The following is a 14,066-nucleotide window of genomic DNA, read 5'->3' as shown; positions in this document are numbered from 1 at the left end:
GGTGCCGGTGCCGTGCGCCTCGACCGCGTCGATGTCGGTCGAGGCCACACCGGCGTTGGCTAGCGCGGCCCGGATCACCTGGCGCTGAGCCGCGCCGTTCGGCGCGGTGAGGCCGTTGGAGGCGCCGTCCTGGTTGAGGGCGGAGCCTGTCACGAGGGCCAGCACCTGGTGGCCGTTGCGCTGGGCGTCGGACAGCCGCTCGACCACGAGCACGCCGACGCCTTCCGCCCAGCCCATGCCATCGGCCTCGTCACTGAAGGCCTTGCACCGGCCGTCCGGGGCGATCCCGCGCTGCCGGGCGAACTCGATCAGCGAAGCCGGGCCCGACATGATCGTCGCCCCGCCGACCAGGGCGAGCGAGCACTCCTGCAAGCGCAGCGCCTGGGCGGCCAGGTGCAGCGCGACCAGCGAGGAGGAGCACGCCGTGTCCACGGTGACCGCGGGCCCCTGCAGACCGAACGCATAGGACAGCCGTCCGGAGACGACGCTGGCGATGTTGCCGGTCAGCACGTAGCCCTCGTAGGTCGACGGCACGGTGCGCAGCGAGATGTGGTCCTGGTAGCTGACGCCGACGTACACGCCGGTCTGGCTTCCTCGTACCGCGTCGGCGCTGATCCCGGCTCGTTCAAAAGCCTCCCACGAGGTCTCCAGGAGCAGCCGTTGATGCGGGTCCATCACGGTCGCTTCCCGAGGGGGGATGGCGAAGAACTCGTGGTCGAACAGGTCCGGCGACCGCAGGAAACCGCCGCCCCGGGAGTACGTCCGGCCCACCTTCTGGGGGTCGGGGTCGTAGAGCTCGTCCAGGTTCCAGCCGCGGTCCGTCGGGAAGCCGGACACCGCGTCGGTACCGTCGGCCACGAGCTGCCACAGGGCTTCGGGGCTGTCGGCGTCCCCCGGGTAGCGGCAGGCCATGCCGACGATGGCGATCGGCTCCTGGTTCTGCGCCTCGACGTCGCCGAGCCGCTGCCGGATTCGCTCGTTCTCCTTGAGTGCGTTGCGCAGCGCGTCAACGAGCTCGTTCATGGACGGGGTGGTCATGAGGTCGGCCCCTCCGCTCGGTCGCTCGCGTCGGCTTGGCCGTATGCGGCGCGTATGAGATCAGCCATGTCCATCGAGTCGATCGCGGTCGTGGACCCGGCGCTGTCGGCCGGCTCGCCCCCGGGAGCGGTCTCAGCCAACCGGAGCAAGGCGTCCACCAGCCCGGCCTGCCTCAGCGAGGCGATCGGAATGCGGTCGATGATCTTCTTCAACCCTGCGTCGTCGACGTCCTCACCGGTCTCGCTCCCGTGGGTCCCGGTGTCCTCGCCGAACAGCTCGGCGTACACCAGCTCCGCGACAGAGGCGGGCGTCGGGTAATCGAAGATCAGCGTGGCGGGTAGCTGCAAGCCGGTCGCCACGCCAAGCCGGTTCCGAAGCCGCAAGGCGGTGAGCGAGTCAAAACCGGTTTCCTGGAAACTGCGCCCTGACTCGACCGAGCTGACGTCGGTATGTCCCAGCACGGCCGCCACCGTGGCCCGGACGAGGTCGGTGATCGCATACGTCCGCTCGGTGGCGGGCAGGCCGACGAGCCGCTCGCGCACACCGGTGTCGGCCGCTCCGTCCGCCGACCCTTCGGGGTCGTTCTCCCTCGCCTCGAGCAGCTCGGCGAGGAGCGACATCGATCGAGTGCCGACGAGCTCGGTGGCGAACGAGGACCACTCGACGTCCACCACGACCACGGCCGTCTCATCGCGGTCGATCACCTGGCCCATGGCCTGGACGGCGCCGCGCGGGTCCATCGCGCGCAGGCCGCGGGCCGCCAGCCGGTGCTCCACTCCGTCGCGGTCGGCGATCCCTGGGCCTTGCCAGAGTCCCCAGGCGATGGAAGTCCCGGTCAGACCGAGAGCCCTGCGGTGCGCGGCCAGTGCGTCCAACGAGCTGTTCGCGGCGGCGTAGTTGGCCTGGCCAGCCGGGCCGACGGTGCCGACGAACGACGAGAACAGGACGAAGTCGACGAGGTCGCGGTCTCTCGTCAGCTCGTGCAAGTGCCACGCGGCGGCCACCTTCGGGCGGAACACCCGCTCGAAGCGTTCCGGGGTGAGCCGGTCGATGATGCCATCGTCGAGCACGCCCGCGGTGTGCACGACCGTGGTCAGCGGATGTTCGACCGGCCAGTTGGCCAGCAGGTCGGCGAGCTGCGCCCGATCGGCCACGTCGCAGGCGACCACCGACACCGAGGCACCCCGCTCGGTCAGCTCGGCGGCCAGCTCGGCTGCGCCGGGTGCGGCCGGGCCACGACGGCTGGCCAGCACGAGGTGTCGCGCACCGCGCCGGACGAGCCAGCGCGCCGCCTCCGCCCCGAGAGCGCCGGTGCCGCCGGTGACCAGAGCGCTGCGCTCGAGCGGCTGATTCGTCCGGAGCGCGGGTGCGGTGACCCGGGTCAGCCGGCGGCAGAACACCGCGCCGCCTCGCACCGCCAGCTCACTCTCGCCGTCTCCGAGCGCCCCGGCCAGCGCCACCAGGTCCGCTTGGCCGACCTCGCGTGGCAGGTCGACGACGCCACCCCACGAAACGGGTTGCTCCAACCCCGCATGCCGGGCGAACCCCCACAGCGCGGCCTGCCGTGGCTGGGTAACGGCGTCTCCCGGCCGGACGGCGACCGCATCCTGGGTCACGCACCAGATCGGGGTCGACAAGCCGAGCTCACTCACCGACCGCACCAACGCGAGCGTGCCGCTCAGGCCGACCGGCACGGATACGGCGTCGGTGTCCTCGGCTGTGTCAATCGCCAACAACGACAAGATACCCCCGGCCGGTTCGCCGTCCAGCGCCGTGACGAGCTCGTGACGGACCGCCTCGACATCCGCCGCTCGGGGGACATCGACCCGGCTGACCTGAGCCCCTCGGGCGCTCAGCGCTGCGATGACCTGCTGGGGCCACGTCGGCTCGGCGATGTCCGCCGGCACCACGACCAGCCAACGGCCGGTGAGCGGTCGGTCCGATCCTTCGGTGGGGCGCCAGGCGACGCGGTACTGCCAGCCGGCCAGCGTCGCCTGCTGCCGGCTGCGCTCACGCCACGACGACAGGGCCGGGAGCACGGTGCCCAGCGAGGATCGGCCGGCGTCGTCGGAGAGGGCGAGGGCCGTGGTCAGTCCGTCGAGGTCGCCCTGGTCGACCATCTTCCAGAACCGGGTGTCGACTTCGGTGCCACGAGACGAGCGGCTGGGCGGCGTCTCGATCCAGTAATGGGTGTGCTGGAAGGCGTAAGTGGGCAGCTGCACCGGCTGCTGACCCGAGGGGAACAGGTCGGACCACCGCACGTCGACGCCACCCACGAACGCCTCGGCGGCGTTGCGCAGGAATTCCCGCGCGCCGCCGTGGCCGCGACGGAGCGTTCCGACCGTCGTGACCGACGTCCCCTTGGCCTCGGCGACCTCCTGTATCGAATTGACGAGTACCGGGTGCGCGCCGACTTCGTGGAACGATCGATGCCCGTCGCTGAGCAGCTGGTCAACCACCTCCGCGAAACGCACCATCTCGCGCAGGTTCCGGTACCAGTAGTCGGCGTCGAGCTTCCGGCCGTCGAGCAACGAGCCGGTCACCGTCGAGTAGAACGGAACCGTGCCGGGCGAGCACTCGACCACACCCAGCGTGTCGGCCAGCTCAGCCCGGATGACCTCTACTACCGCCGAATGCGACCCGTAGTTGATCGGTACGCGCCGGACCCGCGCTCCCTCCGACTCCCAGACCGACAAGAGTTGATCGAGCTCGGCGGTGGCCCCGGAGACAACTGTGGACATCGGTCCGTTCACCGCGGCGACGCCGAGCGCGGGATAATCGGCCAGGCGTTCGCACACCTCGTCTGCCGATCGGTTCACCCAGCCCATGCCGCCTTGCGTTGCCAGACGCCGAAGCACCCGAGATCGCAGAGACACGACGCGTGCGCCTTCGGTCAGCGACAACGCCTCCGCCGCCACGGCAGCAGCGAACTCACCTTGGGAGTGCCCGACGACAGCCGAGGGTCGAACGCCGAGTGATGCCCACAGCCGGGACAATGAGACCCCGACCGCGAACAGCGCCGGCTGGACGACGTCGTCCCGGTCGAGGCTCGGCGCACCTGGCACCCCGGCGAGCACGTCCCACAGCGAGAACCCGTCCCAGTCGACCCATGGCGCCAGCGCCTCGTCGCAGGTCTGCATCAGCTCCGCGAACGTCGAACTGCTCCTCCACAGCTCGATGCCCATCCCGAGCCACTGGCCCCCCTGCCCGGGGAACACGAAGACCGGGCCGTCGTGGTCGGCTTCACCGGCTCCCGCCACCACCAGGGCCGAGTTCTCCGACTGGCCCGCCGCGATCGCGTCAAGGCCGGCCAGCAGCTCATGGCGGTTCTCCGCGATCACCACAGCTCGGTGGGAATGCGTGCCCCCGCCGTTGGTCAGTGCCGCGCCGAACCCGGCCACGTCGGTGTCCGGTGAGTCAGCCAGCGCGGCCCGCAACCGGGTTGCCTGGCCGGCCAACGCCGCCAATCCCCGGCCTGACACCGGGAAGGCGGAGACTCCGAGCCGCGTCACGGCGTCCGACTGCCCGGCCGCCGGCTGCTCCGGCGCCTGCTCGAGGATGACGTGCGCGTTCGTGCCACTGATACCGAACGAAGAAACGCCGGCACGGCGGGGCCGACCGGTCCTCGGCCAGTCGTGGTTCCGGTCGAGCAGAGCGACGGCTCCCTGCGACCAGTCGATGAACGGCGAGGGCTGCTCGGCGTGCAACGTCTGCGGCAGGACGCCGTGACGCATCGCCATGACCATCTTGATGACGCCGCCGACCCCGGCGGCAGCCTGGGTGTGCCCGATGTTCGACTTCAGCGAACCCAGCCACAGCGGGGTTTCGCGGTCCTGGCCGTAGGTGGCCAGCAGCGCCTGGGCTTCGATCGGGTCGCCGAGCTTCGTGCCGGTGCCGTGCCCTTCGACCACATCGACGTCCGACGTGGACAGACCAGCCGAGGCCAGCGCCTGGCGGATCACCCGCTGCTGCGAGGGACCGTTCGGGGCGGTCAGGCCGTTCGACGCGCCGTCGGAGTTCACCGAGGAGCCCTTGAGCACCGCGAGTACCTGGTGGCCTTGTCGGCGTGCGTCCGACAACCGCTCGAGCACCACGAGGCCGACGCCCTCGGCCCAGCCGGTGCCGTCCGCGCCCGCGCCGAACGCGCGGCACCGGCCGTCCGGGGACAAGGCTCGCTGGTGACCCAGGTCGACGAACGTCATCGGGGTGGACATCACCGTGACCCCGCCGGCCAGCGCGAGCGAGCACTCGCCCGACCGCAGTGCTTGTGCGGCTAGGTGGAGTGTCACCAGTGACGACGAGCACGCGGTGTCGACCGAAACGGCAGGCCCCTCCAGGCCGAACTGGTACGCCACCCGCCCCGAGAGCACGCTGCCCGCGCTACCGGTCAGAACCGCTCCGCTGAGCTGGTCCGGAACCAGGTCCACTGCCGGCGCGTAGTCGTGGTACATGACACCGGAGAACACCCCGGTCCGGCTGCCGCGCAGTGAGTCCGCGTCGATACCCGCGCGCTCGAAAGCCTCCCAGGCAACCTCCAGCAACAACCGCTGCTGCGGATCCATCGCCGTCGCCTCACGGGGCGAGATCCCGAAGAACCCGGCATCGAACTCACCCGCGTCGTGCAAGAACCCGCCACCACGCGCATACGTCGTCCCCGGATGATCCGGATCCGCGTGATACAAACCCTCCACATCCCAGCCACGCAACTCCGGAAAACCAGTAATCCCCTCCCTGCCCTCGACCACCAGCGACCACAAATCCTCCGGAGAACCCACCCCACCCGGATAACGGCAAGCCATCCCGACAATCACCACAGGATCATCGGGGTCGCTCGTCGGCGAACTGGTCGTGTCCGCTGTCTCACCGCTCGGGGTGAGCTCGCCGGACAAGTGGTCGGCAAGGGCCCGTGGGGTCGGGTAGTCGAACACGGCCGTGGTCCCCAAGCGCGATCCCGTGATCACGTTGAGCCGGTTGCGCAGCTCGACGGCGGTGAGCGAGTCGAGTCCGAATTCCTTGAAGGTGCGGTCGACACCGATCGAGTCCCGCCCGTCGTAACCGAGTACTCGCTCCGCCTCTGCGCGCACCAACTCCAGCAGTCGCCCAGGCTGGGATGTCACGTCCTCGCCGACACGGCGCGGTCCGTCCGGACGGCCCGGTACGGCCGCTGGGCGAGCCGGGCGCGGCGCGCTCGTGATCAGTTCGCGGAGCAGCGGGTGCACGTTCCCGCCGTCCGTGGCGGAGGCGGTGTCCAGCCGCAGTGGCACGAGCAGCGGCTCGCTCCGCCGAAGAGCGGCGTCGAAGAGTGCGAGCCCCTCGGTTTCGGACAACGTCGCTATTCCGGAGCGAGCCATCCGGTTGAGGTCGCCGGCGCTGAGCGCCGCCGCCATACCGCCCTGCTGATCCCACAGTCCCCACGCCAGCGACGTCGCCGGGAGTCCGAACTGGGCGCGATGGTGGGCGAGCGCGTCGAGGTAGGTGTTGGCGGCGGCGTAGTTGGCCTGGCCCGCTGCGCCGATCAGGCCCGAGATGGAGGAGTACAGCACGAACGCCGACAGCGGCATGTCGGCGGTGAGCTCGTGCAGGTTCTTCGCCGCCACCGCCTTCGGACCCATGACCGCGTCGAGGCGCTGCGGACTCAGCTCGGTGAACACGCCGTCGTCGAGCACACCGGCCGTGTGGACCACAGTGGTGAGGGGGCGATCGGCGGGCAGCCCGCGAAGCACCGCGGCGAGCTCGGCGCGGTCGGCGACATCGCAGGCTTCGGCTCGCACGTCCAGACCCAGCGCGGTCAGCTCGGCCACCAAGGCGCGCGCCTCGGGCGTGACGGGGCCGCTCCTGCTGACCAGTAGCATGCTCGTCACTCCATGCTCGGTGGCCAGGTGCCGCGCGAGCAGCCGGCCGAGTCGGCCGAACGCCCCGGTCAGCAGCACGGTTCCGCGCTCGGGTATCGGCTTCTCGGCGGCGGGGTGCGAGCCGGGATCCACGGGCAGGCGCGTGAGGCGCGGGACACGAACGCCCTTGGCGGACAGAGCCAGCTGCGGCTCCCCCGTGGCTACCGCGGCGGCGAGCCGTCGGGCCCCCTCACTGCCCGGCGCCACGTCGACGAGCACCATGCGGCCGGGGTGCTCGGACTGCGCGGCACGCAGCAGACCCCAGACCGGCGCGTTGTCGAGATCAATGCGACCGTTGCCCCCCGTGTCGACGGCACCGGTGGTGACGACGACCAGTGGCGCGTCGGCCATCGTCTCGTCGGCCAGCCAGTCCTGTACCAGTCGCAGGATGCGGTGCGCGCCGCCGACGTCCGTGACGTCGGTCGGGGGAACCACGGTGATCACCGTGGACGGCGTCGGGGTCCCCGCCGCCATCGCGGCCCGCAGCGCGGAGAGATCCGAGTACCGGTCGAGCGGTGAGCTGTCACCGGCCAGCTCGGCACCGAGGTCGTGCGGGTCCTCCCCCACCATCGCCCAGTGACCGGTGCCGGGGTGGGCGCCGACCTCCTTCGGCAGCCACGACAACCGGAACAGCGCCGCCTCGCTCTGATCCGTCGACGGAGTGCGTGGAGCGTCGGGCGCAGGCCGCAGCACCAGCGAGTCGATCGACGCGACCGGGTTGCCTTCGGGGTCGGTGAGCATCATGGCCACCGAGTCGGCGCCGGTCCTCGAGATGCGGGCCCGCAAGGCCGGCGGGGCCGCGGTGTGCACGGTGACACCACTCCACGCGAACGGCACCAATGTCTCGCCCGCGGTCCCGAACAGGCCCACCAGCGCGGCCTGGATGGCGGCGTCCAGGAGGGCGGGATGCAGGTCGAACACCGGGCCGCTGTGTCCCGCCGCCTCGCCCAGGACGATGTCGGCGAACACCTCGCCGTCGCCGCGTCGGACGGCTTGCAGTCCTCGGAACGCCGGCCCGTAGTCGTACCCCCGGCGGGTGAGTTCCGCGTATGCGGTGGCGATGGCGATCGGCTGTGCGTCGGGACCGGCCTCGCCGTTCCAGCCGGTTCCGGACGCCGATCCGACCGGCGAGAGCCCGGCAGGTGGGGCAACGGTGCCTTCGGCGTGCCGGGTCCAGGTGCCGTTCCCGGCGGTGTCTCCCACTCGGGACAGCACGCGCAGCGCACGGCGACCGGTGCCGTCCGGCGCATCGATCACCACCTGGAGCTGGGTGTCGCCGTGCTCCGGCACGACCAGGGGGGCGCGCACGACGAGCTCTTCCACCGGGCCGGCGCCGGTTCGCTGCGCGGCGTGCAAGGCCAGGGCCAGAAATCCGGTTCCGGGAAGGATCGGAGTGCCCAGCACCACGTGGTCGGCCAACCACGGTTGCTGGTTCACGGACAGTCGGCCGGTCAGTACGAGCGCGCCGACATCGCCCAGCGGCATCTCGGCGCGCAGGAAGGGGTGATCGACCGGCTCCAGGCCGACGGCGGCGAGGTCGGTGTCCGGGAGGGAGGAGGGTTCCAGCCAGTAGTGTTGGCGTTGGAAGGCGTAGGTGGGCAGTTCGGTGTGGTGAGCGCCGGTCCCGGCAAACAACTCCGACCAGTTCACCGCCACCCCGGCGGTGAACAACGCACCCAGCCCCGCCAGCACCGACTCGACCTCGCCATGACCGTGGCGCAGACTGGGCACCGCCGTAATGTCCTGGCCGTCCAAGCATTCCCGCACCGACCCGGTCAGCACCGCGTCCGGACCCAGCTCGACAAACCGCGTCGCACCCCGCTCATGCAACTGCGTGACACTGTCGGCGAACCGAACCGTGTCACGCACATGCCGCACCCAATACTCCGGATCCGCTATCGCCTCATTCACGGTCGCGATATGCGGCGGCTGAAAAGCCAACCCGGCCACCACCGCGCGGAAATCGTCCAGCATCGGCTCCATCAACGGCGAATGGAACGCATGACTCACCACGAGCCGTTTCGTCCGGCAACCCCGCTCCGACAACCGCCGCACGACCCGCTCGACCGCGGACTCGGCCCCCGACACCACCACCGACGTCGGACTGTTCACCGCGGCGATCGACACCTGGACGCCCCGCTCAGCCACCACCGGCGCCACCACGTCCTCACCCGCGGCGACCGCCACCATCACCCCACCGGGCGCCAGCCCCTGCATCAACCGACCCCGCGCGGTCACCAACGCGCAGGCATCCGCCAGCGACAGCACCCCCGACACATGAGCCGCGGCGATCTCCCCCACAGAATGACCGGTCACAAAATCCGGGACCACACCCCACGACCCGAACAACCGGAACAGCGCCACCTCAACGGCGAACAACGCCGGCTGCGCGAACTCCGTCGAATCCAGACGGCCCCCAGCACCGTCCTCGCCGAAAACAGCCGCCCTCACCATCGGGTCCAGCAACTCACATACCTGATCAAAAGCAGCCGCGAACACGGGGAACCGCCGATACAACTCCCGGCCCATCCCGACCCGCTGCGAACCCTGACCGGTAAACACCACCGCCACACGGCCCCGGCCCGCCACACCACACCCGGCCCCGGCCCCGGCCCCGGCCTCACCCTCGGCAACAACCGCCAGCCGATCCAGCAACTGCTCCCGCCCCGACGCAACCACAACCGCCCGATGCCCATGCACAGCACGATCAGCCGTCAACGAATACGCAACATCCACCAACGCCACATCCGGCCGCTCCACCACAAACGACCGCAAACGAGCAGCCTGACCACACAACGCCCCCGACCCACGACCCGACAACACAAACGGCAACACCGGCACTTCACGCGTAGCTGTCGGCGTTGGCCGCCGATCGGCCATTGCTGGTTCATTCGGTGGTTGCTGCAGAATGACGTGTGCGTTCGTCCCGCTGATGCCGAACGAGGACACTCCGGCTCGCCGGGGTCGGCCGGTGTCCGGCCATTCCCGTGATCGGGTCAGCAACGCCACCCCACCGGAAGACCAATCCACCTCGGTCGAGGGGTCCTCGGCGAACAGGGTTCTGGGCAAGAACTGGTGCTGCAGCGCCATCACCATTTTGATGACCCCGGCAATGCCTGCCGCCGCCTGCGGGTGTCCGATGTTCGCTTTCACCGATCCGAGCCACAGGGGTGAGCCGTCGGTGTGCTCCCGCCCGTAGGTTGCCAGTAGTGCCTGTGCTTCGATCGGGTCCCCGAGTCGAGTACCCGTGCCGTGCCCTTCCACCACGTCGACATCGGCGGCCGTTAGCCCTGCGTTGGCCAGCGCCTGCCGGATCACCCGCTGCTGCGATGGTCCGTTCGGGGCCGTCAGTCCGTTCGAGGCCCCGTCCTGGTTCACGGCCGAACCCGCCAGCAGCGCGAGCACCCGGTGCCCGTTGCGCCGCGCATCGGACAACCGTTCCAGCACCACCAGGCCCACGCCCTCGGACCATCCGGTGCCGTCCGCGCCCGCACCGAACGACCGGCACCGGCCGTCCGGAGACAATCCACGCTGCCGCGCGAACTCCGTGAGGATCATCGGAGTGCCCATGACCGCGACACCGCCGGCCAGCGCGAGCGAGCACTCGCCCGATCTCAACGCCTGCGCCGCCAGGTGCAGTGCCACCAACGATGACGAACAGGCCGTGTCGACCGTTGTCGCGGGTCCCTCGAAGCCGAACTGGTACGCGATTCGCCCGGACAGGACCCCAGGCGTGGTACCGGTGAGCAGGTATCCGCCGGCGTCAGTTCCTACCGCACCGTATCCGTGCGGTGTTGCTCCTACCACCACGCCGGTCTGGGTGCCGCGCAGTGAGTCCGCGTCGATACCCGCGCGCTCGAAAGCCTCCCAGGCAACCTCCAGCAACAACCGCTGCTGCGGATCCATCGCCGTCGCCTCACGGGGCGAGATCCCGAAGAACCCGGCATCGAACTCACCCGCGTCGTGCAAGAACCCGCCACCACGCGCATACGTCGTCCCCGGATGATCCGGATCCGCGTGATACAAACCCTCCACATCCCAGCCACGCAACTCCGGAAAACCAGTAATCCCCTCCCTGCCCTCGACCACCAGCGACCACAAATCCTCCGGAGAACCCACCCCACCCGGATAACGGCAAGCCATCCCGACAATCACCACAGGATCATCGGGATCAGCAATCGACGCAGACTGGGTGTCGACGTCGACATCTGCGCCCAACACCACTGATTGCAAGTGTTCGATGAGAACAGCGGGAGTGGGGTAATCGAAGATCACCGAACTCGGTAGCGTGATCTCCAGGGCGCGCGCGAGCCTGTCCCGCAGTTCGGCGGACATCAAGGAATCGAAGCCCAGATCCCTGAACGTCTGACCGAGTGCACCCTCACCGAGCACGCCGCTGCCGAGAGTGGCTGTGATGTGCGCGCGAGCCAGCTCCGTCATCCGATACGTGCGCTCGGTTTCACCGAGCCTCCGCAGCTCACTCACCAGAGCCGACGTCTCTACCGACGTCTTCTCGTCGTCGAGCGGCATGTCGAGCCAGTAGTGTTGGCGTTGGAAGGCGTAGGTGGGCAGTTCGGTGTGGTGAGCGCCGGTCCCGGCAAACAACTCCGACCAGTTCACCGCCACCCCGGCGGTGAACAACGCACCCAGCCCCGCCAGCACCGACTCGACCTCGCCATGACCGTGGCGCAGACTGGGCACCGCCGTAATGTCCTGGCCGTCCAAGCATTCCCGCACCGACCCGGTCAGCACCGCGTCCGGACCCAGCTCGACAAACCGCGTCGCACCCCGCTCATGCAACTGCGTGACACTGTCGGCGAACCGAACCGTGTCACGCACATGCCGCACCCAATACTCCGGATCCGCTATCGCCTCATTCACGGTCGCGATATGCGGCGGCTGAAAAGCCAACCCGGCCACCACCGCGCGGAAATCGTCCAGCATCGGCTCCATCAACGGCGAATGGAACGCATGACTCACCACGAGCCGTTTCGTCCGGCAACCCCGCTCCGACAACCGCCGCACGACCCGCTCGACCGCGGACTCGGCCCCCGACACCACCACCGACGTCGGACTGTTCACCGCGGCGATCGACACCTGGACGCCCCGCTCAGCCACCACCGGCGCCACCACGTCCTCACCCGCGGCGACCGCCACCATCACCCCACCGGGCGCCAGCCCCTGCATCAACCGACCCCTCGCGGTCACCAACGCGCAGGCATCCGCCAGCGACAGCACCCCCGACACATGAGCCGCGGCGATCTCCCCCACAGAATGACCGGTCACAAAATCCGGGACCACACCCCACGACCCGAACAACCGGAACAGCGCCACCTCAACGGCGAACAACGCCGGCTGCGCGAACTCCGTCGAATCCAGACGGCCCCCAGCACCGTCCTCGCCGAAAACAGCCGCCCTCACCATCGGGTCCAGCAACTCACATACCTGATCAAAAGCAGCCGCGAACACGGGGAACCGCCGATACAACTCCCGGCCCATCCCGACCCGCTGCGAACCCTGACCGGTAAACACCACCGCCACACGGCCCCGGCCCGCCACACCACACCCGGCCCCGGCCCCGGCCCCACCCTCGGCAACAACCGCCAGCCGATCCAGCAACTGCTCCCGCCCCGACGCAACCACAACCGCCCGATGCCCATGCACAGCACGATCAGCCGTCAACGAATACGCAACATCCACCAACGCCACATCCGGCCGCTCCACCACAAACGACCGCAAACGAGCAGCCTGACCACACAACGCCCCCGACCCACGACCCGACAACACAAACGGCAACACCGCGGGTGACCGCCCGGAGTCCGCTTCACCGGTCTCAGGTTTCCTGCGCGAGGCGGTCGAGCCGGGCGGGACATCACTGATGACCAGGTGACAGTTCGTGCCGCCCATTCCGAAAGAACTGACGCCGGCGATCAAGGGGCTATCGGGCGCTTCCCACGAACCGAGGTCCTGCTGCACTCGAAGATTGAGCTCGTCCAGCGCGATCTCCGGGTGCGCCAGCTCGAAATTGAGGCTGGCGGGGAGTTTGCGGTGGCGGATCGACATCGTCACTTTGATGAGGCCCGCGATCCCCGCGGCTGCCCCCAGATGCCCCAGATTCGTCTTGACCGATCCGACGGGCAGCGGTTGCGTTCGCGGCCGGGCAGAGCCGACAACGGCACCGAGCGCCGAGGCCTCCACAGGGTCACCGGCGGGTGTTCCCGTTCCGTGCAACTCGACGTATTGGAGTTGTGTGGCACTGATTCGAGCGCGCTCGTGAGCGCGGCGCAGGACGTCTCGTTGTGCGAGCTCATCAGGCTGGGTCAGGGCGTGACCGTTGCCGCCGTGATTCACCGCGCTCCCGAGAATCACGCATTGCGGGGTGTCACCATCGGCCAGGGCGTCCTCGAGCCTCTTGAGTACGACCAGACCGCCGCCTTCACCTGGCACATAACCGTTCGCGCGAGCGTCGAAGGTGTAGCAACGGCCGTCCGGTGACAGTGGCCCCCAACGGTCTGCGATGTCCACGGACTCCGGCAGCAGGTTGAGCTGCACGCCGCCCGCGACGGCGAGGTCCGACTCACCGGTGAGCAGACTCTGGCAGGCCAGGTGAACGGCGACCAGCGATGAGGATTGACCGCTGTCGATACCCACACTGGGCCCGTGCACATCCAGGAAGTGGGAGAGCCGGTTGGCGATCACCGCACGTTCAATGCCGGGGTAGGTGTGCTGAGTCGCCGTAGTGGAACCGTTGCGGTGCACGAGATGGGCGTAGTCGTCGGCGAAGGCACCCACGAAGACACCGAGTCGGCCGCCGCGCACGCTGTCCGGCACGATCCCCGCGTCCTCCAGCGCCTCCCACCCCAGCTCCAACACGAGTCGCTGCTGCGGGTCGACGGACGCCGCCTCGCGGGCGGAAATACCGAAGAACTCGGCATCGAACTCGTCGACGGCGTCGAGGAACCCACCCCAGGGGGGCGCGACCGTCCTGTCCGAGCCACGACGTCCGGGCGGGCGCTCGGTGATCGCATGACGTCCCGCAGCCAGGAGGCGCCACAGTTGCCGAGGCCCATCAGCGCCGGGGAAACGGCAGGACGCACCAACCACCGCGATGTTGCCACCTTGGGCCTGGACATCCAC

The 14,066-nt window shown here is 69.4% G+C and carries 2 protein-coding genes (1 of these 2 only partly in view); both read right to left on the bottom strand.

Features of this window, described 5'->3' with window-relative positions; translation table 11 throughout:
* On the bottom strand, window positions 1-1,038 hold the 5' portion of the coding sequence (locus AC4BEG_RS29670; protein ID WP_490702765.1) for a type I polyketide synthase. Its footprint begins 17,340 nt before the window's first position; the window shows 1,038 of its 18,378 coding nt (coding positions 1-1,038); its start codon is at window positions 1,036-1,038; its stop codon lies off the left edge, out of view.
* The gene (locus AC4BEG_RS29665; RefSeq protein WP_490702764.1) at window positions 1,035-14,066 is read right to left on the bottom strand and encodes a type I polyketide synthase; all 13,032 of its coding nucleotides are present in this window, start codon (window positions 14,064-14,066) and stop codon (window positions 1,035-1,037) included. Before AC4BEG_RS29665 ends, AC4BEG_RS29670 begins: the two co-directional genes overlap by 4 nt.

This window comes from Streptomyces sp. JLBJ103 (genome assembly GCF_058215575.1).
Note: the sequence above shows the minus strand (reverse complement) of the source record. Positions and strands in the feature narration are given on the sequence as shown.